Annotated in this window: 20 protein-coding genes; 11 read left to right on the top strand and 9 right to left on the bottom strand. The window is 63.0% G+C overall.

What is annotated here, in order from left to right; genetic code table 11:
- Nucleotides 1-12: 12 nt before the first annotated feature.
- Complete coding sequence (locus tag KYT97_RS29405) at nucleotides 13-1,422, bottom strand: dihydrolipoyl dehydrogenase family protein (protein WP_219111449.1); 1,410 nt, start codon at nucleotides 1,420-1,422, stop codon at nucleotides 13-15.
- 97 nt (nucleotides 1,423-1,519) lie between these two features.
- Between KYT97_RS29405 and KYT97_RS29400 the strand changes: the two genes are divergently transcribed.
- The gene (locus tag KYT97_RS29400) at nucleotides 1,520-2,272 is read left to right on the top strand and encodes an SDR family oxidoreductase (protein ID WP_219111448.1); all 753 of its coding nucleotides are present in this window, start codon (nucleotides 1,520-1,522) and stop codon (nucleotides 2,270-2,272) included.
- On the top strand, nucleotides 2,272-3,594 hold the full coding sequence (locus KYT97_RS29395) for an NAD(P)/FAD-dependent oxidoreductase (RefSeq protein ID WP_219111447.1): 1,323 nt from the start codon (nucleotides 2,272-2,274) through the stop codon (nucleotides 3,592-3,594). Before KYT97_RS29400 ends, KYT97_RS29395 begins: the two co-directional genes overlap by 1 nt.
- 21 nt (nucleotides 3,595-3,615) lie before the next feature.
- Here KYT97_RS29395 and KYT97_RS29390 read toward each other — a convergent pair whose 3' ends face one another.
- The 3 genes from KYT97_RS29390 to KYT97_RS29380 form a co-directional block, all read right to left on the bottom strand.
- A complete protein-coding gene (locus KYT97_RS29390) occupies nucleotides 3,616-4,119 on the bottom strand; it encodes a COG4315 family predicted lipoprotein (RefSeq protein ID WP_033234201.1) in 504 nt (167 codons plus the stop codon).
- A gap of 190 nt (nucleotides 4,120-4,309) precedes the next feature.
- A complete protein-coding gene (locus KYT97_RS29385; protein WP_092806946.1) occupies nucleotides 4,310-4,753 on the bottom strand; it encodes a helix-turn-helix domain-containing protein in 444 nt (147 codons plus the stop codon).
- Nucleotides 4,754-5,134: 381 nt separating this feature from the next.
- Entirely contained in the window at nucleotides 5,135-6,403 is a 1,269-nt protein-coding gene (locus KYT97_RS29380) for a hypothetical protein (RefSeq protein ID WP_245005962.1), read from the bottom strand.
- Between the two features lie 107 nt (nucleotides 6,404-6,510).
- Here KYT97_RS29380 and KYT97_RS29375 point away from each other — a divergent pair, with 107 nt between their 5' ends.
- Nucleotides 6,511-7,323, top strand: a complete 813-nt coding sequence (locus tag KYT97_RS29375) for an FAD:protein FMN transferase (RefSeq protein ID WP_045069192.1) — start codon at nucleotides 6,511-6,513, stop codon at nucleotides 7,321-7,323.
- A 17-nt stretch (nucleotides 7,324-7,340) separates the two neighbouring features.
- Here the strand turns inward: KYT97_RS29375 and pgi are convergent, their stop codons facing one another.
- Together pgi and KYT97_RS29365 are read right to left on the bottom strand one after the other, a co-directional pair.
- Nucleotides 7,341-8,996, bottom strand: coding sequence for a glucose-6-phosphate isomerase (gene pgi, locus KYT97_RS29370; RefSeq protein ID WP_172935700.1), 1,656 nt, complete (start codon nucleotides 8,994-8,996; stop codon nucleotides 7,341-7,343).
- A gap of 109 nt (nucleotides 8,997-9,105) precedes the next feature.
- Nucleotides 9,106-9,414: a chorismate mutase gene (locus tag KYT97_RS29365; protein WP_033234204.1), complete on the bottom strand. Its 309-nt coding sequence runs from the start codon at nucleotides 9,412-9,414 to the stop codon at nucleotides 9,106-9,108.
- 315 nt (nucleotides 9,415-9,729) lie between these two features.
- On the opposite strand from KYT97_RS29365, the gene pcrA reads away from it, so the two are divergent.
- Complete coding sequence (pcrA, locus tag KYT97_RS29360) at nucleotides 9,730-12,333, top strand: DNA helicase PcrA (protein WP_245005961.1); 2,604 nt, start codon at nucleotides 9,730-9,732, stop codon at nucleotides 12,331-12,333.
- Nucleotides 12,334-12,409: 76 nt separating this feature from the next.
- On the opposite strand, the gene KYT97_RS29355 is transcribed toward pcrA, so the two are convergent.
- Nucleotides 12,410-13,447: a M23 family metallopeptidase gene (locus tag KYT97_RS29355; protein ID WP_033234205.1), complete on the bottom strand. Its 1,038-nt coding sequence runs from the start codon at nucleotides 13,445-13,447 to the stop codon at nucleotides 12,410-12,412.
- A gap of 233 nt (nucleotides 13,448-13,680) precedes the next feature.
- Between KYT97_RS29355 and KYT97_RS29350 the strand changes: the two genes are divergently transcribed.
- From KYT97_RS29350 to sucD, 3 genes are all read left to right on the top strand, one after another.
- The gene (locus KYT97_RS29350; RefSeq protein ID WP_245005960.1) at nucleotides 13,681-15,567 is read left to right on the top strand and encodes a hypothetical protein; all 1,887 of its coding nucleotides are present in this window, start codon (nucleotides 13,681-13,683) and stop codon (nucleotides 15,565-15,567) included.
- Nucleotides 15,568-15,758: 191 nt separating this feature from the next.
- Nucleotides 15,759-16,928 (top strand): ADP-forming succinate--CoA ligase subunit beta, encoded by a 1,170-nt coding sequence (gene sucC, locus KYT97_RS29345; RefSeq protein ID WP_045069199.1) that lies wholly within the window; start codon nucleotides 15,759-15,761, stop codon nucleotides 16,926-16,928.
- Between the two features lie 15 nt (nucleotides 16,929-16,943).
- Nucleotides 16,944-17,846 carry a succinate--CoA ligase subunit alpha gene (gene sucD, locus KYT97_RS29340; protein ID WP_033234208.1) on the top strand — a complete coding sequence of 301 codons (903 nt, stop codon included), beginning with the start codon at nucleotides 16,944-16,946 and terminating at the stop codon, nucleotides 17,844-17,846.
- A gap of 156 nt (nucleotides 17,847-18,002) precedes the next feature.
- Here sucD and KYT97_RS29335 read toward each other — a convergent pair whose 3' ends face one another.
- Nucleotides 18,003-18,626, bottom strand: a complete 624-nt coding sequence (locus tag KYT97_RS29335) for an IMPACT family protein (RefSeq protein ID WP_219111445.1) — start codon at nucleotides 18,624-18,626, stop codon at nucleotides 18,003-18,005.
- 86 nt (nucleotides 18,627-18,712) lie between these two features.
- On the opposite strand from KYT97_RS29335, the gene KYT97_RS29330 reads away from it, so the two are divergent.
- The 4 genes from KYT97_RS29330 to purH all read left to right on the top strand — a co-directional run bounded on the left by KYT97_RS29330 (nucleotide 18,713) and on the right by purH (nucleotide 23,554).
- The gene (locus tag KYT97_RS29330; protein ID WP_219111444.1) at nucleotides 18,713-19,690 is read left to right on the top strand and encodes a DUF5336 domain-containing protein; all 978 of its coding nucleotides are present in this window, start codon (nucleotides 18,713-18,715) and stop codon (nucleotides 19,688-19,690) included.
- A 71-nt stretch (nucleotides 19,691-19,761) separates the two neighbouring features.
- Nucleotides 19,762-21,303, top strand: coding sequence for a cell division protein PerM (locus tag KYT97_RS29325; protein ID WP_219111443.1), 1,542 nt, complete (start codon nucleotides 19,762-19,764; stop codon nucleotides 21,301-21,303).
- Between the two features lie 57 nt (nucleotides 21,304-21,360).
- Nucleotides 21,361-22,002: a phosphoribosylglycinamide formyltransferase gene (gene purN / locus KYT97_RS29320; RefSeq protein ID WP_051730473.1), complete on the top strand. Its 642-nt coding sequence runs from the start codon at nucleotides 21,361-21,363 to the stop codon at nucleotides 22,000-22,002.
- Nucleotides 21,995-23,554, top strand: a complete 1,560-nt coding sequence (gene purH / locus KYT97_RS29315; RefSeq protein ID WP_033234212.1) for a bifunctional phosphoribosylaminoimidazolecarboxamide formyltransferase/IMP cyclohydrolase — start codon at nucleotides 21,995-21,997, stop codon at nucleotides 23,552-23,554. The genes purN and purH overlap by 8 nt, the downstream gene beginning before the upstream one ends.
- Nucleotides 23,555-23,639: 85 nt before the next feature.
- Here the strand turns inward: purH and KYT97_RS29310 are convergent, their stop codons facing one another.
- A complete protein-coding gene (locus KYT97_RS29310; RefSeq protein WP_219111442.1) occupies nucleotides 23,640-23,861 on the bottom strand; it encodes a hypothetical protein in 222 nt (73 codons plus the stop codon).
- Nucleotides 23,862-24,078: the final 217 nt, after the last annotated feature.

The following is a 24,078-nucleotide window of genomic DNA, read 5'->3' as shown; positions in this document are numbered from 1 at the left end:
TTCTGCCCCCGATTACCGCCGTGCCTCCAACAACCTGAGCCATACTTCGCTGACCGTCGGATACGACGGCACCGCATGCCATAACGTGTCGAGCGGGACCGCACCGACGACGGCAATTGTTGCTGCGTGGAGCAATTCCGAGACATCCGGACCGACGAAGGTTGCCCCGACGATTACGTCGGCACCACGGTCGATCACCAGTTTCGCGCGGCCTTCGTAATTGTCACGGAGCAGCGAGGATCCTGCGACGGCAATGTCGATCTCCACGACCTCGACGTCGATACCGTCTGCCCTGGCCTGCTTTTCGGTGCGCCCCACCCATGCTGCTTCAGGCGAGGTGAATACCACCTGTGGAACACGGCCGCTGTCAGCGGAGGCGATGAACCGTGGGTCGACCAGCGCGCGTCCTGCTGCTCGTGCGGCGATCACATCGCCGCACACTCGGGCCTGGTACTTACCCATATGGGTCAGCGGTGACCGGCCGTTGATATCGCCGACGGCATAGAGCCATTCGCCCTGCGCACACAGGTGATCGTCCGTCGGAACGTACGCACCATCGGTCAAACCGACGGACGACAACCCCAACTGCGCCGACGTCGGCGCACGGCCTGCGGCAACAATCAGTTCGTCTACCTCGATCACACCGGAAGAGGTGTCGATGGTGACTGGCCCACCGTGAATGTTCCCCTCGCCCGTATCCCGGGCATCGGGGCGAGATACGGAATGGACGGTAGTCCCGAAACGCACGTCGGCTCCCCGTGCGGTGAGATGACGCGCAACCATGTCTCCGGCAAACGGTTCGGCAGATTTCAGCACTGCGTTGCCGCGTACCAGCAACGTCACCTCGGCGCCGAATGACAATAACCACGTTGCGCACTCCGATGCGACGACGCCGCCGCCGATGACGGCAACACGCCGTGGAACTTCGTGGAGGTTGGTGGCGTCGCGTGACGTCCAGGGGAGCGCAGCCCGCAGTCCGGGTGTGTCCGGGACCGACGCGGTTGTTCCGGTGGCAAGTACGACGGCCTGGCGGGCGAAGAGTGTGCGGGTGCCGTCGACAACAACGGTCCGCTCGCCGTCCAGAACGCCGTGGCCTCTGATCACGTCGATACCGGCGGACTCGGCCCACTCGACCTGCGAGGAATCGTCGTGGTTGTGGGTGAAGGAGTCACGTCTGGCCAAGATCGCGCCGATGTCCGGCGGCGCAGCGGATACACCTGGCAACGCGCCCGCGTCGTCGAGCACCTGCCCTGGCCTCAGGAGCGCCTTACTCGGCATACACGCCCAGTACGAGCATTCACCACCGACTAGTTGGTGCTCCACGATGGCAGCGGTACGGGTGCTTCCGGCTATTGCGTAGGCCGCGGCGTTCTCCCCCGCCGGTCCGCCGCCGATGACTATGACATCGAATTCTTCGGTCATCGCTCTACGGTATGCCGATCAGGTGGTGATGTGCAGGGTAACCGGTTTGTCGACTGACGGGCCGTGCGGTGACCCCGCGGTGGTTACAGTGGCAGCCATGACGCGGCAGAAGATTCTGATCACCGGCGCAAGTTCGGGTCTCGGCGAAGAAATGGCACGACGGTTCGCAGCGCGGGGACGCGATCTGGCTCTGTGCGCCAGGAGAACCGATCGGCTCGACGCTCTCCGGAAGCAATTGCTCGCCGAGTATCCAAGGATCACAGTTGCGGTGGCAGGGCTTGATGTCACAGAACATGATTCCGTTGTCCGAGTGTTCGGCGAACTTCGCGACCAACTCGGTGGGCTAGATCGGGTGATCGTCAATGCCGGTCTGGGTAAGGGCGCCAAGATCGGTACCGGTAAGGCACACGCGAATCTTGCGACAGCGCAGACGAACTTCGTAGGCGCACTGTCACAGTGCGAGGCCGCACTCGAGATCTTCCGCACGCAGAACGCCGGACACGTTGTACTGGTGTCCTCGATCAGTGCAGACCGTGGACTTCCCGGCACCAAAGCCGCATATTCAGCGAGCAAAGCCGGGGTGGCTGCGCTCGGTGAGGCTCTCAGTATCGAACTGGCGCGTACGCCGATTCGAGTTACCACCCTGCTGCCAGGTTTCATCAAGACGGACATGTCGGCGGGTGCCGGCGACGATTCTTCCTTGATGGCTGAGCTCGACGAGGGCGTCGATGCGATGGTTACGGCCATCGAGAAAGAAGTGACACGAGCGGCGCTTCCCGGACTGAAATGGCAGGGAATCGATGCTGCACTGCGGTTTCTGCCCAACTCGGTGACGGCGAGGTTCGTCTGATGAGTATCCACAAGTCGAACGGCAAGCCGCGCGTTGTCATTGTCGGCGGCGGATTCGGCGGTCTCTACGCAGCCAAGAAGTTGAAGAAAGCCGACGTCGAAGTAGTTCTGATCGATCGCGGAACCAGTCACGTGTTTCAGCCGTTGCTCTACCAGTGTGCAACCGGGCTCCTCTCCGAAGGCCAGATCGCCAGCCCACTTCGGCACCTTCTGGAAGACCAGAAGAATACGAATGTAGTGCTGGGCGAAGCAAAATCCCTCGATGCCGAAGCTCGGCTGCTGACGGCAAGCAGATTCGACGGTTCGACATTCGGCCTACCGTACGACTATCTGATCGTGGCGGCCGGCATGCGGCAGTCGTACCACGGCCAGGACGACTTCATCAAATGGGCGCCCGGAATGAAAACGCTGGACGACGCGCTGGCCATCCGCCGCAGTCTCATTGCCGCGTTCGAAATGGCCGAATCTCTCCCCACTGCCGAGGAACGGCGTCCGTGGTTGACGTTCGCCGTTGCCGGCGGCGGACCGACCGGGGTCGAGATCGCGGGGCAGATACGCGAATTGGCGATGCACGCGCTCACCAACGAATTCAGGTCCATCGACCCGGACGAGGCGCGAGTGCTCCTCTTCCACGGTGACGATCGAGTGTTGCCGTCGTTCAACAGATCGCTGTCCGCAGCCGCCGCGCGAACGCTCGAGAAGATCGGCGTCGAAACGCACCTTGGCGTCCATGTCACCGATGTGAGTGAAACCGAGATCGAGACCACCGACAAGAAGACAAAAGCGAAGCAGCGCTACGAGACCCGCACCATTTTGTGGACCGCCGGTGTCGAAGCAGTGCCGTTTGTCGAAGCGCTCGCCACGGCGCTCGGCGTCAAGCAGGTCGGCGGCGGCCGCATCGACGTCGAGGCCGACCTGACCGTGCCAGGCCACCCGAACATCTGGGTCGTCGGCGACATCATGTCCCGGGACAAGTTGCCCGGTGTCGCCGAAGTGGCTATGCAGGGTGGACGCTACGCGGGGGCGCAGATCGCTGCCCGCGTCGAAAACGGTCGACCGAACGGAAAGCCCTTCAAGTACCGCGATCTCGGTACTGCGGCCTATATTTCGCGTCGCCACGCACTCCTGCAGGCCGGACCGATCCGGATGTCGGGCTTCATCGGCTGGGTGTCCTGGGGAGTCATTCACATCGCGTTCCTCGCGGGTTTCCGCAACCGCGTCAGCACGGCACTGAACTGGGGCGTCACCCTTGCGTCGAAAACTCGCCGGGAACGCGCAATCACATTCGGCGACCCGGAAACCGCACGGCAACCGTACAACTGAGCGAACTGTCGCGGGATCCGACTACTCCGTGGTGAAGACGGGATTCCCGAATTCGTCGATCATGAACCACAGACTACCGACGGCCTGCCCCAACATGTCGCCGGGCACTTCATCGTCCAAGTATCGGTAGACCGGCTTGCCGTTGACCGTCACCTGGAACGAACCGTCAGGTCCCGGTACGGTACCGAGCGCCGCGTTGATCCCCTCGGTCACCGGAGAATCGGTGACAGACGTGACGGCAGGCCAATGCCGGAGGCAGCTCTCATCGCACGAATCCCCGGTCGGGTGCTCCTCGTCCGGGTCGTAGATGTAGACGGTCATACCTTCGCCGTCGACGGCAATTGTTCCCAGTGGAGAGTCGGCAGTCTTCAGTAGCACCGCGTCGGCTGCGGCCGGCGGCGACAACGATGTCGGCATCACGGTGACGTTGTCCGCATCGGTGCCGGAGTCGGTGGCGTCGTACGAACAGCCGGACGCGGCAAGTGCGGCACTGGCCACAATCGCGAACAACCACTGTCTGCGCATGATCGCTCCATTCGAAGGTGGGCGCTACTGGCAGTGGGGGATACCCGCGAAGGGACCACGGGAAACGTAGATCTTCCCGCATACTGTCACCGGATGTTCGACGTTAGTCGCGGCATTCGCGGGGATCCCAGTTGCAGTTGTACTGCAACAACTTTCGGCATAGATGCAGCGCTGCCGCGTCGAATGGTGATCAGGCGCGTGGCTGTGGCGCAGTGTAGGTAATGCAGTCCGGCGGGACGGATGGCAGGCCTTCGGAGGACCTGAGCTTCTCGGCAATCGAGGAAAGCAGGCTCTGTGACTCGGGGGACAGATCTACGGCTTTACGTGTGAGGGAACGTAATTCGTTGTCATAGAACTCTTCGGCAACCGAACGGTCCTCGTCGGGGATAAGTTCAGGATCGTGGCGAGGGGAAGGTGCAAAGAAGTACTCGGCGTCGACTCCGAAGAAGTCGGCGAGTGCCAGCACAACCTGCTCGGACGGATTGGTTCGAACACCACTGCGCAGCTGCGAGAGATACGGTGTGGAAATTCGGCAGCCACGTTGGGAAAGTGCGTCTACAACTTGCGCATTGGTCAATCGGGGAGGTGTTACGGGGTACAGGGCGTTCAATCGTTCTCGGAACGAATCTGCCACGGTTCCTCCCATTTCCACGGTTCCTCCCTTCGCTTGTGACGTGTGCGCCACAATGTGCTGCATATTTCTGCGATTGCATAGTTATGCGAAGCAGATTTCACATAGTAGACGACTCAAAATTGGATGTTTAGAAATGAGAGTGCTTTTACCTGGGGATATTTGGGTTTTCCGGCTCTGAAAGCGTTTGTGGACAGTGTGATTTGCGACGCGAACTGACCGTTCGTTATCAGAATATTAAATCAGTACCTTCCGGGCGGTTTGTACTGATTTACGCTCTTATGCAGCTGATTTGGCTAAGTTACCGGCCAGTCTCTTGTGCGAGCATACCTTTCGGCTCTGCCAAGGCCTCGACTGGCGAGTTCGCTGGGAGGGAAATGAGCGCTACCAGGGGCGAGCGAAGATGCCGAATTTTTCGAGCGTGTTGCAGGCCAGCGTGCGCAGCGCCTGATTGTCGGCCGATACGAAGCTCACCAGCGACAAGGTGTACGTGGCGTGGTTGCGACTGAGGTATCCGGAGACTCGAGTTGATGTGTTGTCCAGTTGAGCGGCGCTCGCTCCAGGATGCACCGCGCGGAGGGCAAGCCCCGTAGTCCGGTGCCCCTCGAACTGGTCGATGTCGACCGTACCGATATTGGAGCACAAGGCATCTCGCTGACCAGGTCCGTCGGCAAGTCGATGAGCGACTCGGTCCGGGACGACCTGCAGGAGTTCGGCCGGGAAGCCTGCCGGACTCGACATCGGAGGAGCCTCGAACGCGTCACGGCACAATGTGCGAATCTGCGCGAGAGTGGTGGAGGGGGTCAACGGGATCGCGACCATCGCGACCGAATTGTCGACGGAATTGTCTCCCTGGTCAGTGGTACGCACGTTCATCGGAACGCTGAGCGTGACTGCGGCGGTTTTGTTCTCGGCTCGCGCCAGCTCGCCGACACATGCCAGGAACAAGCTGTTGGCGGTACCTCCGGAAGACGTTGCGACGTCATCCCATTGGTCCCGGTCGATTTCCAGAACCGCGGACGTTACCGAGTGTCGCTGGAAGCGCCGAGTGGCGGCGGCCGGTGCGGTGAAGCCGCGGAGTTCGGCTCTGCGCGCCGGACTGACGATCAATCCGCCCACCGCACGGGTGGTTCCGCGCAGAACCCGGCCAACGGTCGAGCGCGCGTCGGTGATATCCGAGTGGCCGGCGCGATCGATCGGCGGTGACGGTTTCCGCTGCATCGCGTCGCTCAGGGCGCCGATCAATCCGCGGGCGTCGGCAAGGACATGGGAACACGTCACGGAGACGACGGTTCCGCCGTCTGAATCGTAGGTCGCGGCGATGCGCCACCCCGGACCTCGTTCCGGGTCAACCGAGAGGAGGGCCGCAGCGTCGGCCCACTCGATCACCGAGTCGGCGGCGATGGGCTCCGAACGGAAACTGAGAGGGTAATGACGCGGGTCGGCGATGAATTCGGGCCGGGCGCCCGGAATTCGCGGCCTGCGCACGCGTCGGCCGAGCGGCCCCGACGCCACCCGTACACACAACTGCTCGAGCTCACTCGGATCGACGATGCTGTCGGTGCGCCACACCCCCTGCATCAGGATCGGCAAGCCGAGACCTCGGTGGGTCCACAGAAACATCTCGTCGACGACACTCAAGCGAACTCCCACCCCAGCAGTGTAGGCGTGGCACGTAGAGGACCTGCGGTTTCTGGCGGCGTACCCGCGATTCGGCGCATACTGGTTGTTACGCCGCGTGGTACGAAGGGCAGGCTGACATGGTCAGTGTCGAGAAGTGGGCTATGTGGGATTCCGCTATCGAAGTGGATGTCACGGAGGGTGCTGCACTGCCCACAGCACACGCGCTGATCGCTGCCGCCATCGAGGACACCGAAGCGCTGTGCGATCTCGGGCGCGGCGACGCCGAAATTCATGCCGTCAATCTGGCTCAGGGGACGCCGGTGAAAGTGACCCGGCGAATGTCGTCACTGTTGCGTTCGGCGCTGTGGGCGGCCCGTATGACGGCCGGTGAGGTGAACCCGCTTGCCGACAACTTCTCGGAGGACGACTCGATTCCGCCGGTCCACCCGACCCCTACATTCGAGGACGTGCAACTCGACGGCGACGTCGTGTACGCGCCGTGGGGAGCTTCGTTCGACATCACGGGAGTGGCAAAGGCGGACACCGTCGATCGAGCCGCGCAAACTGTTGCGGCAGAGCTGCAATGTGGTGTTGCGGTGCGGATCGGCGACGTACTTGCCACTGCGGGGCACGCTCCGGCCGGTGGTTGGCAGATTCCCGTTCCGGGCGGCGAGGACGTCGAACTGGCCAACGGGACGGCGATTGCCACTGCGCACGCCGCCGAACCGCCTTCGTGGCAACCGCACCAGGATCGTCCGTCAACAGAATGGGCGCAGGTGTCGGTGATTGCCGACGACGCAGTGTGGGCGTACGCCGCCAGCCGTGCGGCGCTCGTGCGGGGGATAAGCGCCATCAAATGGGTTGAGCAGCAAGAACTTCGAGCTCGATTGGTGGATCAGTCCGGGCGTGTGTACACCACCGAGAATTGGTTCGGTCCGGACGCCGCCTGAGCGTTCGAGCCAGTTGCTCAGGCCCGGCCGCGCTGCTTGCGGTACCAGTTCACCAGGGCGTCGGTCGAGGAATCGCCGAGATCGCTCGGAGCCTCGGCCGACGAGAGTGCAGGCCCCAGTTCCAAAGCTTGGGTCTTGCCGAGTTCGACCCCCCACTGATCGAACGGATTGAGCCCCCACACAGCACCTTCGACAAAAACCTGATGCTCGTAGAGTGCGATCAACTGCCCGACCACCGACGGTGTGAGCTCCTTGGCCAGGATGGTGCTGGTGGGTCGGTTACCCGGCATCACCTTGTGCGGCACCAACTCCGGGGGTGTTCCCTCTGCCGCAATCTCCTCAGCGCTCTTGCCGAACGCCAACACCTTGGTCTGAGCAAAGAAGTTACTCATCAGGAGGTCGTGCATCGAACCTGTGCCGTCAGCCGTGGGCAGATCGTCGGTGGACTCGGCAAAACCGATGAAATCGGCAGGCACCAACCAGGTGCCCTGATGGAGTAGTTGGTAGAAGGCGTGCTGGCCGTTGGTTCCTGGTTCGCCCCAGAAGATCTCGCCTGTCGAGGTTGTCACCGGGGTGCCGTCGGAGCGGACGGATTTGCCGTTCGACTCCATGGTCAGCTGCTGCAGGTAGGCCGGAAAGCGCAACAGGTCATTGGAATACGGCAACACGGCGCGGGACTGTGCACCGAAGAAGTTGGAGTACCAGAGGCCGATCAAGCCGAGAATCGCCGGCGCATTCTCCTCCAGCGGTCGGGTGCGGAAATGCGTGTCGATCTGGTGGAAGCCGTCGAGGAACTCGGCAAAGCGAACGGGGCCGACCGCACACATGACGGAGAGGCCGATGGCGGAGTCGACCGAGTAGCGGCCACCCACCCAATCCCAGAATCCGAACATGTTTACGGTGTCGATCCCGAACGCGGAGACTCGCTCGGCGTCGGTGGACACCGCGACAAAATGCTTGGCGACGGCGGCGACGTCTTCGCTACCCAGACCGGCGAACAGCCAGCGCTTTGCCGCCGTTGCGTTGGTCAGGGTCTCGAGTGTGGAGAACGTCTTTGATGCCACGATGAACAAGGTGGTCTCGGCATCCAGGTCGGCCAGCTGCCCCACCAGATCCACGGGATCGATGTTGGAGACAAATCGGAGGCTGATGCCCGCGTCGGCGTAATGCCGCAGTGCTCGGTACACCATGACCGGCCCGAGATCCGATCCGCCGATACCGATGTTGACGATGGTGCGGATGCGCTTTCCCGTGAATCCGGTCCACTCGCCGCTGCGAACACGATCGGCAAAGGCGCCCATCGACGTCAGAACCTCGTGAACATCGGCGACGACGTCCTGGCCGTCGACCGTGAGGGATGCATCAGCAGGGAGGCGCAGTGCGGTGTGTAGCACCGCCCGATCCTCGGAGGTGTTGATGTGATCACCCGCGAACATTGCGTCGCGACGCTCCTCGACGCCGGCCTCTCGAGCCAGCGCGATCAGCAGGTCGAGAGTCTCACGACTGACACGGTGCTTGCTGTAGTCGATGTGGAGATCACCGGCGTCCACCGTCAACTCGGTTCCGCGAGCCGGATCCTCGTCGAAGAGTTCCCGAAGGTGAACGGCGTGGAAATCGGCGTGATGAGCGCGCAGTTTCTGCCAGGCTGATGTTCCGGTGATGTCAATGCTCACAGTCATCGACTTTAACGGCCCGGTCTGGAAACTTCTGGATGAGTCTCGGCGGCACCCTGGCCTGCTCCGATCAGCCGGTCTGCGAGCAGGGCGGTGCGAGCTGCGGGGCTTAGTGTCCCAGGCGTCCGCGGCCGAGACGCAGGAGCAGCATTGCGAGCGTGTGACCTTCCTGGCCCAGCTCGTTGAAACGCTCGAGCACCTTCATCTCACGACTGTGAACCAGGCGCGGCCCCCCTGATGCCATCCGGGTACGACCGATGATCTGTGAGACCTCGGAGCGGCGCTTGATTGCTGCCAGGATCTCGGCGTCGAGACGATCGATCTCCTTACGAAGTTCGTTGATCTCAGCTTCGCTGCGCGGAACGTCGACGTCGGTCGGAGTGGAGTTTCCCTCGGGTGCCGTTGCCTGCGTGCTCATATGTATTCGTCTCCTCTTTCTACTGCGTGGATCGTGTTCTCAGCTCGGGTCGTTACCGATCCAGCGCCCTGACGAAAAATGCCCCGGATCCGAGTCGGACCAGAGGCAGGTGAGCTGTTCGAAGACTTCACGAGCACCGCGGTCCGGCGCTCGTAAAGTAGTGCCACCGCGCACCGACACTGCGGCAATCGCAGGTGGTTGCGGTGTTGCACAGGCTCAACATAGCGTCCAGTTTGCCATGTTCGGCATCCCAGTTCCAAGTGCCGCCACCGCACTCACACTCTTGTCGGTGGACGCCGGTAGCGTGGACAGACGATGAACATGTATCCAGCAGTCGGTGAGCAGGGCAGTCTTGACGGGCGAGACGGTCTTGACGGGCAGGGCAGTCTTTACGCGCAGGGCGGTCTCTTCGAGCACGATCACGATGGGCCCCAGCACGGTCATTCTGCCCAGCACGGTCATTCTGCCCAGCCGGGTGGCCGAGGTTCCGACGAGCTTCTCGAGGGTCTCAACCCGCAGCAGCGCGAAGCCGTGGTCCATGCCGGTTCACCGCTGCTGATCGTTGCCGGCGCAGGCTCGGGCAAAACCGCAGTGCTGACGCGCCGCATCGCATATCTGTTGGCCGAGCGTGGTGCCACTCCGGGGCAGATCCTTGCCATCACATTCACTAACAAGGCTGCAGCCGAGATGCGTGAGCGCGTCGCGGCATTGGTCGGGCCGCGGGCCAACAGTATGTGGGTGTCGACGTTCCACTCGAGTTGTGTTCGCATTCTGCGCGCTCAGGCGGCGTTGCTTCCTGGGCTCAACTCCAACTTCTCCATCTACGACTCGGATGATTCGCGCCGGCTCCTGACGATGATCTCCAAGGATCTCGAGCTCGACACCAAGCGTTTCACGGCCAGATTGCTTGCGACGCACATCTCGAACCTCAAGAACGAGTTGATCGACCCAGAGGAAGCAGTCGCGGCCGCGGACAAGGATCCCGCGGAACTGCCCCGCCTGGTTGCGAAGGTGTACGGGATTTATCAGCAGCGCCTGCGCTCGGCCAACGCGCTCGATTTCGACGATCTCATCGGCGAGACTGTGGCTCTGCTTCAGAACTTCCCGCAGATCACGGAGTACTACCGTCGGCGCTTCCGTCACGTCCTCGTCGACGAATACCAGGACACCAACCATGCGCAGTACATGCTGGTGCGTGAATTGGTCGGCGGCGCAGGCGAATCCGACCATGCGGTGGCGCCGGCTGAACTGTGTGTTGTGGGCGACGCCGATCAGTCCATCTACGCGTTCCGCGGTGCCACTATCCGCAACATCGTGGAGTTCGAACGCGATTACCCGGACGCCCGCACCATTCTGCTCGAGCAGAACTACCGTTCGACGCAGAACATCCTCTCGGCTGCCAACGCCGTCATCTCCAAGAACACGGGGCGACGCGAGAAGCGGTTGTGGACCGATTCCGGTGAAGGCGAATTGATCGTCGGATACGTTGCGGACAACGAGCACGACGAAGCATCCTTTGTCGCCTCCGAGATCGACCGGCTGGTCGAGAACGGTGACGCAAAATTCTCGGACGTCGCAGTGTTCTACCGCACCAACAACTCGTCGCGTGCGCTCGAGGAAATCTTCATCCGCCTCGGTGTGCCGTACAAGATCGTGGGCGGCGTCAGGTTCTACGAGCGCAAAGAAGTTCGCGACATCGTCGCTTACCTGCGGGTACTCGCCAACGAGGACGACACGGTGAGCTTGCGTCGAATCCTCAACACACCGCGCCGCGGAATCGGCGACCGCGCAGAGGCCTGTGTCGCAGTGCATTCGGAGCATCGCAACATCAGCTTTGCTGCCGCGTTGCGGGATGCGGCGGAAGGCAAGGTTGCACTGCTCAATACGCGTTCACAGAAGGCGATCGTTGCCTTCCTCGACATGATGGACGGGCTGCGCACTTTATTGCCGGCCGAATCTTCCGACGGCAGTGAGTCTTCCGAGCTCGGCGATATCGGTGAAGTGGCCGAGGCCGTGCTCGAACGTAGCGGCTACCGCGGCGAACTGGCTGCCAGCAGTGATCCTCAGGACGGCGCCAGGCTTGACAACCTCAACGAACTTGTCAGTGTGGCAAGAGAATTCAGTTCTGATGCGCGAAATGCTGCCGGACTGATCGACCCGGACGACGAAGAAACCGCAGCGATGCGCGAAGGTGAACCCGATCCAGGTTCGCTGGCAGCGTTCCTCGAACGAGTGTCGTTGGTGGCCGACGCAGATCAGCTGCCCGACTCCGACGAAGGTGTTGTCACCATGATGACACTGCACACCGCCAAGGGCCTCGAATTCCCCGTCGTCTTCGTAACCGGTTGGGAAGACGGTCAATTCCCGCACATGCGGGCCCTCGGCGATCCGGCAGAGCTCTCCGAGGAACGACGCCTCGCCTACGTCGGGATCACCCGCGCGCGGCAACGGTTGTATTTGACACGTGCGATCATGCGCTCCGCGTGGGGTCAGCCGATTCAGAACCCCGCATCACGGTTCATCAGCGAAATTCCCGAGGATCTGATCAACTGGCGCCGCGAAGACCCGGGCACCGGCGGCGGGTTCGGAAGCGGTCGACCCGGTTACGGGGGCGGTCAGGGCTATGCCGGCGGTCAGGGTTATGGCGGTGGCTACGGCAATCAGGGTGGCCAAGGTGGCCGCGGGTACGGCAACACCTCTCGAAACGACTCTCCCGCACCAAGTTTCGGTGCTGCGCGAGGACGGAACAACAACCTGGTTCTTGCCGTCGGCGATCGGGTCAGTCACGACAAGTACGGACTGGGCACAGTCCTCGAGACCAAGGGCACCGGCCCGACCGCAACAGTCACCATCGACTTCGGCAGCGCAGGCAAGGTGCGTCTGATGCTCATCGGCGGTGTTCCGATGGTGAAGCTGTAGGGGCAAGAAGCTCTGGAAAGACTTTCGGCCCGCACCAGAGAAAAGGTGCGGGCCGAAAGTTTCGGTTGTGGTGAGCTCAGTCCTGCTCGATACCCAGGCTGATACCGCGCGAGGCGAGCCAGGGGAGGGGATCGATCTTGTTCTCGCCGGCGAGATGAACCTCGAAGTGCAGGTGCGGGCCGGTGGAGAAGCCGCGGTTGCCGACGGTGGCGATCTGATCGCCGGCCATGACCTGCTGGCCGACGGTCACTACCGAGGTGTCGATGTGTCCGTACACGGTGATGGTGCCGTCGGCGTGCTGCAGGCGAACCCACATACCGAACCCGGAAGCCGGGCCGGAGTCGATGACGGTGCCGTCGGCGACTGCGACGATGGGCGTTCCGATGGGTGCTGCGATATCGACACCGGCATGCAGGGTGCCCCAGCGGCTACCGAAGTTCGAGGTGAAAGTTCCGACAGCGGGGAGGACGAACAGGGGGCGTCGGGCAGCGGCTTCGCGGGCTGCGCGCTCTTCGCTGAAACGCTGTCCCTTGGCGAGGAGGTTACTGAACTGCGACAGGTCGGTCGGGGCGGCGACGTTGAGCACCTGGGGTGCGTCGGCTGCCGTGGTGGAGGACGCTGCGGCGGTGGGCGCGAACTGGGCTGCCTGTGGCTGTGCGGTGGTTCCGATGGTGGAGGACTGGTCGGCAAGTGCGACGTCCGAGTGCCCGACTGCATTGCCCGAGCCGTTGTCGACTACTGCCTGTCCCGCTGCGACTACCGCGCCGGCTGCGACTGCAAGAACTGCGGCGCGGCCTTTGAGTGCGGAGGGCGGGGTGGGGATGCGGTGAGCGCCGGTGCGACGAGCCGGGGAGGAGACATCTGCAGATGCCGGTGGCGTGAAGGTCGAGATGCTGTTCACGTCGGACTCGACGGTCTCGAAGTCTGCCGGGTAGGCGTCTACCGAGTCGGAATCTGACGACGTGGAGGATGCGGAGCGAGTGAACATAAGGGAAGAAATCTCAGAACTTTTGGTCTCGGTGTAACGCCGGGCCGAGTGCGTTGGATAAGAGGGCGTGACCTCGTCCGGTTCTGATTCTGTGAACCTGCTGGGCGTGAACTGGCTGTGTCGCATATGCCTGTTCGCTCCTTGGGGTTCGTGATCAGCCTGTGACTTAGCTGGAGTAACGGTAACGAAATGGTTGCGACACGTGCAACCTATACAGCAAACGAGTCGTAGTTTGTGACGTGGCTCACATCCTGACCAGGCAATATGTCGCTTCGGACAAATCGGACCAAGTATCTCGATTGATATCGGGGTGTGTCACAACCAGATCACCGACCTGCGCAGGCGCTACCGTCGAGCAGGTGTCGTCAACACTCCGAAGCTCGTCGGTCCACGCGCCCGGCGATGTTCGCACCGCTCGTCCATTCCCGCCGCCGCTCGCCCTGGCCCTAGTTCTGGGGCTGCTCGGCGCGGTCGCGGTGTCGGCTGCGCCGATTGTCGACGTGGGGAGTGGACCCGGCGCGTCCGGTTCGATCGTGACCGCCTCGATATTTGCCGCGCTGTGCGCGCTCGTGATCCCGGCCGCTGCGATTGTGGTGGCCCGTCGTCACCCCGCCCTCTCAGGCGCGCTCTTGGCCGGTGCAGGCGCGCTGTCCTTCGGGGTCGCGATCCTCGATCTGCAGTTGTTCGTCGACGCGATCGACGCAAACCGCTTGGAACTTTTCCGTCCGATTTCCGCCGGAGTGATCACCGCGGGTGTCGGGTCGTACGTTGCACTTCTCGGGCACGCACTGTTGGTTGTTGCCGGAATTCTGGGGCTCGTGGTGATTCATCGTGAGTCCGAGCGTGACGGATACGGCAGCGCACATGCTGCCGAGTACGACGGCAGATCCGTAGGCGGACGCATCGGTGCCTGGCCGACGTCCGTATTGATTCTTGCTGCAGGCGCGTACCTGCTGTCGCTGTTCGCGCCCGCCTTCGATTCGCAGGATCCGATCTTTCTCGCCCGCTCCCTCGTGGACAGTCCCGCTGCCAGTGCTGTCGGAACCGCGTTGGTTGCCGTGGCCGTCTTGATCGTCACGGCATCGGCTCTGACGTCGATTTCGCCGTGGGTGGGCGCAGGCGGTGTTGTCGGCGCCGGCGTCGGCGCGCTGGGTGTCAGCGGCACTCGGGTTGTTGCCGGTCTGGCGTCCGGTGACCGGATCGGTGTCGGCGCTGGATCGATCGTGGGTGCCATCGCGGCGGTGGTCATCGTGGGAGTGGGCGCGGTGATACCGATTCTGTCGGCGCGGCGCGAGGCTGCAGCGGCAGAAGAAGCGCGGCCGGTGAAATCCGAAAATCAGGCGCCGTCCGGCGGCTCCAAGAAAGCGCGCCGAGCCGCGATGATCGAGCAGGCCCGCGAAGCGCAGGCTCACGTCACGAAGATGCACCGCATCGCCGGGGCGCTCGGAATTGGCGCCGCTGTGTCGGCCGCACTTGGCGCGTCGTTGCCCATTCTGTCCTTGCCCGGTGGACTCGCCGAACCGTCGATACTCGCGACCCGCATCGTCTTCGTCGCGGCGATCGTTCTCTTCATTGCGTCGCTCGGGCTGTGGATTCCTGGCCGCGCCGTTGCCATTCGGCCGGCCGTGGGAACGCTGTGGACCACCGTCGTCATGGGCATTGCGGCTGTCGTGCAACCAGCTGTCATCGCAACAGATGTTTCGGGTGTCGACCTTGGGGCCGGTGTGTACGTGATGGGCGTCGCCTGCGCGCTCGCGGCCGCTGCCGGCCTGGCGTTGTGGTTCGCCGGAACAGCGGAACGCGAGGAGATCGACACATCCGTGGAGATCGAGGCGAACTCCGTGGTCCGTCTCCTTGCCGGACTCGGCGGCGTACTTGCACTCGTCGGCACCGCTCTGCCGCTCTATCGCGGCGCAAATCACACCGCGGCGTCGATCACGCAATGGCCATGGGGCAGTGACGCGTGGGGGATCGACACCTGGGGGCAACTCCTCGTCGGAGTGTCTGTCCTGCTCGCATCCGTCGTCGCCACCCGTTCCCGGCCACCGCGTGCTGTTGCGCTCCTCGTCGGATCGGCGATCTCGGTGTCGATATATCTCGCCGCGGGACCACTGACGTCTTCACGCATACCGGACGCAACAGTGGGGGCGGGTGCGATCGCAGCGGCGACGGGCCTACTCTTGCTAGTCGTTGCTGCTTTCTTCAGTGCGCGAACAACGCTGTCGATGCATGCCGAGCGGCGGTGAGACCCGCGCTTGACAAATGGTGCGAAGTTGCGTTGCCGATCGGTGACGCCTGCCGCACCTGGCGATGTCGCGTGACATGGGCCACATAGCATGTATGCGGGCGCAAACCGAACGCAGCAACTGGTTAAAGTCCAGAACAGACCCGCTCCTACCCCTCGAGCGGGTGTCAACGCAGACGAGACGGTGAGCAGATGGATCTCTTCGAATACCAGGCGAAGGAACTCTTCGCCAAGCACGGAGTGCCGACTTCGGCTGGGCGTGTTACGGACACGGTCGCAGGAGCACGCGAGATTGCCGAAGAAATCGGCAAGCCCGTAATGATCAAGGCGCAGGTCAAGGTCGGTGGCCGCGGCAAGGCCGGTGGCGTGAAGTACTCGCCCGACGTGGATGCCGCAGTGGCAAACGCAGAAGCAATCCTCGGCCTGGACATCAAGGGCCATGTTGTCAAGAAGCTGCTGGTCGCAGAGGCAAGTGACATTGCCGAGGAGTACTACATCTCCTTCCTGCTCGACCGCACCAACCGCACCTACCTGGCCATGTGCTCGGTAGAGGGTGGCGTCGAGATCGAGGTCACCGCCGAGGAGAACCCCGACGCTCTCGCGAAGATCCCCGTCGACGCAGTCAAGGGCGTCGACCTCGCGTTCGCGCGCAGCATCGCCGAGGCAGGAAAGCTGCCCGCTGAGGTGCTCGACGCAGCGGCCGTCACGATCCAGAAGCTGTGGGAGGTCTTCATCAACGAGGACGCACTCCTCGTCGAGGTCAACCCCCTCGTTCGCACGCCTGACGATCAGATCCTCGCCCTCGACGGCAAGGTCACCCTCGACGAGAACGCAGCGTTCCGTCAGCCCGGCCACGAGGCATTCGAGGATCGCGACGCAACCGATCCCCTCGAGCTCAAGGCCAAGGAAAACGACCTCAACTACGTCAAGCTCGACGGTGAGGTCGGAATCATCGGCAACGGCGCAGGCCTTGTCATGTCCACCCTGGACGTCGTCGCATACGCAGGCGAGAACCACGGTGGCGTCAAGCCCGCCAACTTCCTCGACATCGGCGGCGGAGCTTCCGCTGCAGTCATGGCTGCCGGCCTGGATGTCATCCTGAACGACGCACAGGTCAAGAGCGTGTTCGTCAACGTCTTCGGCGGCATCACCGCTTGTGACGCAGTTGCCAACGGCATCGTCGGCGCACTGAAGACCCTGGGCGACGAGGCCAACAAGCCGCTCGTCGTTCGCCTGGACGGAAACAACGTCGAAGAGGGTCGTCGTATCCTCGCCGAGGCCAACCACCCGCTGGTCACGGTCGTCGCAACCATGGACGAGGCCGCCGACAAGGCCGCCGAACTCGCTCACGCAGCGAAGTAAGGGACTCACAGAACAATGGCAATCTTCCTCACCAAGGATTCAAAGGTCATCGTCCAGGGCATCACCGGCGGCGAGGGCACCAAGCACACCGCTCTGATGCTCAAGGCCGGCACCCAGGTCGTCGGCGGCGTCAACGCTCGCAAGGCCGGCACCACGGTCTCGCACGTTGCTGCTGACGGTTCCGCTGTCGAGCTCCCCGTCTTCGCGACGGTCGAAGAAGCAATCAAGGAGACCGGCGCAGACGTTTCCATCGCGTTTGTTCCCCCGGCCTTCTCGAAGGACGCCATCGTCGAGGCCATCGACGCGGAGATCCCGCTCCTCGTGGTCATCACCGAGGGCATCCCGGTCCAGGACTCCGCTTACGCTTGGGCGTACAACGAGTCCAAGGGCAAGAAGACGCGCATCATCGGACCGAACTGCCCCGGCATCATCACCCCGGGTGAGGCTCTCGTCGGCATCACGCCCGCCAACATCGCGGGCACCGGCCCCATCGGCCTGGTCTCCAAGTCGGGCACCCTGACCTACCAGATGATGTACGAACTCCGTGACTTCGGCTTCTCCACCGCCATCGGCATCGGCGGCGACCCGGTCATCGGTACGACGCACATCGATGCCATCGAGGCATTCGAGAACGATCCCGACACCAAGGTCATCGTGATGATCGGTGAAATCGGTGGCGATGCAGAAGAGCGCGCAGCCGATTACATCAAGGCTCACGTCACCAAGCCGGTTGTCGGCTACGTGGCAGGCTTCACCGCTCCCGAAGGCAAGACAATGGGCCACGCAGGCGCCATCGTCTCCGGTTCCTCGGGAACGGCTCAGGCCAAGCAGGAAGCTCTCGAAGCTGCCGGCGTGAAGGTCGGCAAGACGCCGTCCGCCACCGCTGCTCTCGCACGCGAGATCCTTCAGAGCCTCTAAGTTCGTTTCGCGGAGCGTAGTGCTTCGTGTTGAACTGCAGCTTGTCTGAACTACAGTTTGTCTGAACTACAGTTTGTCTGAACTACAGCGCCCGCAATCAGGTTTTCCTGGTTGCGGGCGTTGTTCGTCACTGTGACATGTTTGTCGCCGGGCGGCTCAGACGTCGACCCACGTATTGCCTGCGGTTTCGAGTTGGCCGGCGCCTGAGGTGATCGATGCCACCGTCGACGCAAGGTGTTCGGGGTCGTGAGTGGCAAGTGTCAGAACAGCTTTCGATCCGTAGTCGGTCCCAAGGACCACAACTCCGCGGGCGCGCAGTTCGGCCTCGACGCGTCCGGCCTCTCCATGCCGAATAGCCAAGGTGTGCAACGTTCGTCGCTCGCGGCCGACCAGCGTGGCAGAATCCACCGCAACCGACACTGCGCCGGAATATGCGCGTACCAAACCGCCTGCGCCCAGTTTGATGCCTCCGAAATATCGTGTCACGACCACGATTACGTCCACGAGGTCACGCGCCTTGAGTACCTGCAACATCGGAATCCCGGCTGTGCCGCCGGGCTCACCGTCGTCGTCGGCGCGTTCGGACCGCGACGATGCGTCGTAGCCCACCACGAATGCCGAACAATGATGGCGCGCATCCGGATACAGTGATTTCTGTTCGGCCAGGAACTGTTTTGCGCCCTCGGTGTCGTCGATTCTGCGGAGGGAGGCGATGAACCGCGAGTGCTTCACTTCCGTCTCGACAGTGTGATCCGTGCCGGGAGCAAGAGTGAAGGGCATCTGCCCATTGTCTCCTGTCGGTGTTGGCGTGAGAAGACAAGGCACATAGGCTGGAATCGACAACCGTCCGTCCACGAGGGGAAGCCATGACGTTCACACCGCAAGGGTCAAATTTCGGAGGATCCTCGTACGGATCGCCGACGCCCCCGAACGCAGGCGGTGGGGCCAAGATCGGTTTCTTCTTGACCATCGCGGTAGCCGCGTTGGGAATCGTCAACTTTCTGCTCGGGTTCGCTCCCTTCACCTCGATCACGAGTTCCGGTGTCGGTTCCGACGTGAGCACCACGTCCAGCTTCTTCGAAACCAGTGTCTACGGACTCGGATTCCTTTTTGCCGGCGGTGTTCTGGCTGCGGTGTCATTGCTGCCGCAGCAACGCTACGCAGGGATATTTGCCGCGTTGTCCCTGGTCGGATATGTCTCGTTGGTGTTCACCGCGTTCAGCCTCGGTTCGACGGATTACCTCGACATCGGCTTCGGATGGGGATTGATCGTCGTCCTCGTCCTCGGCTTTGTGCAGACCGTCGTCGCAGTGGCCGCGTTCCTCTTCGACATCGGAATCCTCAAGGCCCCCGCGCCCAGGCCGGTAGCTCCCCAGGCCTTCGGTCAGGGCTACCAGCAGTACGGCCAGCCGCAGCAGCAGATGTACCAGCAAGGCCAGCCGGGGCAGCCGCAGCAGGGCCAGGCGCAGCAGTACGGGGCCCAGAACCAGCCCTACGGACAGCAGTACGGTCAAACGCCGCAGCCCGGTTCGCAGCAGCAGGGATACGCGAGCGGCTACGGCGCGACACCCGCAGAAACTACCGACACGTCGGGCCAACAAGCCCAGCAGTACGGCGGGTACGCGCAGCCGACGCCCCAGTACCCCTCCGGGCAGCAGCCTCCGGCCGGGTACCCGTCTACCCAGCCCGCTCCTGCCCAGCACCAAGCGGGGCCGTACCAGCCCACCCCAGCCCAGCCCACCGGCTTCGAAGCTCCCGCAGCCCCCGAAACCGGCGAGAACACAGACCCAGCGGCCGAGACTCGAGCTTTCGATTCTCGGAACCCCGACGAGCGTCAGCAGTAAGGGGTTTTCGGATTCGTCCCGGGCGGCGCGCCTGAGTGCGCGCCGCGATGTCGGGTGAAATCCTCGAGGGGATGAATTCTTTGACTGATCGAACACGACCACGCCCTTCCGCCGGTCAGCAAACACGAGGCCGCACGTCGCTGCGCACACCCACGCCGGAAGCAGACCAGACCAGAACACTGCTCACCGTGGCCTTCCGGTCATCGGGAATGGCGATCCTGCTGATCTCGGCCGTCGTAGTCGTGACGCTGGTATCGGCGAGTAGTGATCTGACCGGAACATTCGGCGCCATCGCAACGACGTGGCTGGCTATTCATCAAGTTCCCGTTGTCATCGACGACGTTCAACTCGGTGTGCTGCCGTTGCTCCCGACCGCACTCATGATGTGGGTGGTGGCGCGGCGATGTGCGTCGGCGGCAACACTCGCCGATACGCGGATAGCAGTAGCGCGACTGGTGGGCGCAGCCGTGGCGGGGCCTCTCACGGTGACCGCGATCTGCCTGGTCGTTGTTGCCGACGCGTCCGCTGCAATCCCGCTGTCGAGTCCCAATGCGTTGAGCGCGTTCGGTTGGGTCGCCGGAATTCACCTGGTAGCCGCGACGGTCGGCGTTGTTGTCGCGCACTGGCAGATCATCGAACCTGAGCTTCCGCGGTGGGCATCCGCCGCCGTTCGCCCCGGTGCCTGGACGACAACAGCGCTGCTGGCAGCGGGATCTATTGCCGTTCTGTGTGCGCTGCTCATATCCTGGTCCACCGTCGGGGATCTTCTTGCCCGCGGCGGCGGTTTTGTCGGCGTGCTGGGTCTGACCGTGCTGTCGCTGCTTTACCTGCCCAACCTTGTTGTCGGTGCGGTCGCCGTCATGACGGGCGCAAGCGCCGATATCGGTGAGGTGTCCACCAGTGTGTTCGGCAACATAGGCGGCGACCTTCCACCGCTTCCGGTTCTCGGAGCCGTCCCGGCCGGCACGGGCGGAGGGTTCTGGCCCGTACTCCTCGTTGTTCCGGTCGTGATCGGGATTTATCTGGGACGAGACTGCGCACGCCGCGTCGGCGGGCAAGACGGAATCCTCACAGCCGTTGCCGCCGCGTTCATGAGCGGAACAGTGATCGCGCTCCTCGCCCTCGCCACCGGAGGGGAGCTTGGGTACTTCGGTGCCGTCGAGGTCACCTGGTGGGCCGTCGGGTTCTTGACCTTCGGCTGGTTGGCGCTGTTCGGATCGATCAGTGCACTGATCACGACGTGGTTGCAGCATCGGGCGGTTCCTGCACCGGAGCCCACGGTGACGGCACCGCCGGCCCAGCAGGCTGAAACAGCTGAGTCCGAAGGCGACGACACGAACTCGGACACGGACTCGGACTCGGACACGGACTCGGTCTCTACGGATGAATCGGTGGACGAAACTGGTTCGGTGCAAGAGCCGGAGACCGAGGAAGCCGAGGACACCGACGAGACCGATGAGCCTGCGGAGTCTGCGGAGACCGAGGCGCCGGAACTCGCGGCTGAAGAAAGCCAGGCTGCAGAGGTCGAGGTCGACGCTGTAACCGTCGTCGAGGATTCTGCCGAAGAGTCTGCGACCGACCTGCCCTCACCGGTGAAAGACCCCAGCGACTAAGCTGTCGTCTGGCCGATTATCCGGCCACACCATCTTCTAGATCTCAGGAGTAGAGCGCTGACTGCCTCGGCCCACGACCTGCAGCAGACGACGCCTACTCGCGTCGTGGTTCTCGCGTCCGGAGCGGGAACCCTCCTGAAGTCGCTCATCGAAGCGTCGTACACCGAAAACTACCCCGCGCAGATCGTTGCCGTCGGTGTCGATCGTGACTGCGCTGCCACCGAACATGCCGGAGCCGCGGAGATTCCCGCGTTCAAGGTATCGATCAAGGATTTTGCCGACCGCGCCGCCTGGGACATGGCACTGACCTCCGCTGTTGCGCAGCACCAGCCGGATCTGGTGGTGAGCGCCGGCTTCATGAAGATCCTCGGACCCAGTTTCCTGGCGAAATTCGGTGGACGGATCATCAACACCCACCCCGCGTTGCTGCCCGCCTTCCCCGGCGCGCACGCGGTTCCCGACGCGATGGCGTACGGCGTCAAGGTCACCGGATCGACGGTGCATCTGGTCGACGACGGCGTTGACACCGGGCCGATTCTGGCCCAAGAACCTGTGGCAGTGCTTCCGGGCGACACCGAGTCGTCTTTGCACGAGCGCATCAAAGTTGTAGAGCGGCGGTTGTTGGCGGACGTTATCGCCGCTGTCGCTACACACGGAGTAGTTTCCGATGGACGAAAGGCCGTGATCCCCAGTGAGTGAACGCAAGGCTGTGCGCCGCGCTCTTGTCAGTGTTTACGACAAGAGCGGTCTGATCGAGCTGGCAACGGGTCTGCACGAGGCCGGTGTCGAGTTGGTGTCGACCGGCTCGACCGCGTCGAAGATCGCCGACGCCGGCATCCCCGTGACCCCGGTGGAGGCTCTGACCGGATTCCCCGAATGCCTCGAAGGTCGAGTGAAGACGCTGCATCCGCGCGTCCACGCCGGTGTTCTGGCCGACACCCGCAAGCCGGATCACCTCGCTCAGCTCGAGGAACTCGGCATCGCGACGTTCGAACTCGTTGTGGTCAACCTGTACCCGTTCACGGCGACAGTTGCTTCCGGCGCGACGCCGGACGAGTGCGTCGAGCAGATCGACATCGGCGGTCCGTCGATGGTGCGCGCGGCTGCGAAGAACCACCCGTCGGTTGCTGTTGTGGTCGATCCGGCCCGTTACGCCGACGTTCTGACGGCCGTTGCCGGCGGCGGATTCACGCTGCGTGAGCGCACTGTCCTTGCCGCGCAGGCGTTTCAGCACACCGCGTCGTACGACGTGGCAGTCGCGAGCTGGATGACTAGCACCATTGCCGCAGACGAAGACGGCTCGCAGTTCCCGGCCTGGGTCGGTGCCACCTGGAACCGCAGCGCCGTTCTGCGTTACGGCGAGAACCCGCATCAGGATGCCGCTCTGTACGAAAACCCGGCTGCTCCGGCAGGTTTGGCTCAGGCCGAGCAGGTGCACGGCAAGGAAATGTCGTACAACAACTACACGGACTCCGACGCAGCCTGGCGCGCAGCCTACGACTTCGCCGATCCGGCAGTCGCAATCATCAAGCACGCCAACCCTTGCGGCATTGCGGTCGGCGCCGATATCGCCGAGGCCCACCGCAAGGCGCATGCGTGCGACCCGGTCAGTGCTTTTGGTGGCGTCATCGCAGCCAACCGTGAGGTCACCGTCGAACTGGCCGAGCAGATCGCCGACATCTTCACCGAGGTTGTCATCGCGCCGTCCTATGCAGACGGAGCAGTCGAGGTTCTGCAGCGCAAGAAGAACATTCGTGTACTCAAAGCTGCCGCACCGACCGCTACCGGCATCGAGCTTCGCCCCATCTCCGGTGGCACCTTGCTGCAGCAGCGTGACGTCCTCGACGCCGATGGTGACAACCCGGCCAACTGGACTCTTGCCAACGGCGAAGCGGCAGATGCGGAAACGCTCAAGGATCTGGAATTCGCTTGGCGTGCAAGCCGCTCCGTGAAGTCCAACGCAATCCTGCTGGCTAAGGGCGGCGCCTCGGTTGGCGTCGGCATGGGCCAGGTCAACCGTGTGGATGCTGCGCATCTTGCGGTCCAGCGCGCCGGCGATCGTGTCGTCGGTTCGGTGGCCGCGTCCGACGCGTTCTTCCCGTTCCCCGACGGACTCCAGGTTCTCTTGACCGCAGGCGTCAAGGCTGTTGTTCAGCCCGGCGGTTCCGTTCGTGACAACGAGGTGATCGAGGCTGCCAAGGAAGCCGGCGTCACTCTCTACCTGACAGGTGCGCGCCACTTCGCGCACTGATCAACTTCGTGTGAAGCGGGCCTCGACGTGAATGTCGGGGCCCGTTTTCTTTTGTCTCTCGTGCGTTCAAGGTTTGCGTATCGGGTCAGGCAGCGTGGGTGTGTGTTCCCGGGAGTTCACGCGGAGTTCCGGTGATCACGACGCGGGAAGCGCCGCGGGCGCGGATTTCGCTGATCAAACCGCCAAGAGTCGCTTCGTGGGCCGCGTCGGAGTGCGACAGGTCCAGTGTGACGGCGTAACCGCTCAAGTCGGAGGGCAGATCGGCATACGGGGGCGCGGTGGACAGTTGGTTGACTCGAAGTTTCATGTTGTTCTCCTGCATGTGAAAGGTAAAAGAAAAGGCACCCGAGGCGTTTGCCCTGGGTGCCCGAAAACGGATCCGATCAATCGGTGGATCATTCTCGGGGGACACCGCGCTTGTGGCTGATGTGCTTGTGATTCATCGCCTTACCGGCCATACGATCTGCCGATGTGCCGGCGGAAAAAATGTGTACGGGGGCGGTGCAGCTGCGCCACGAAAGCGC

Origin of the sequence: Rhodococcus globerulus (assembly GCF_019334125.1) — a bacterium.
Lineage (GTDB): Bacteria > Actinomycetota > Actinomycetes > Mycobacteriales > Mycobacteriaceae > Rhodococcus_F > Rhodococcus_F globerula.
This window is presented reverse-complemented; position numbering and strand designations above follow the sequence as displayed.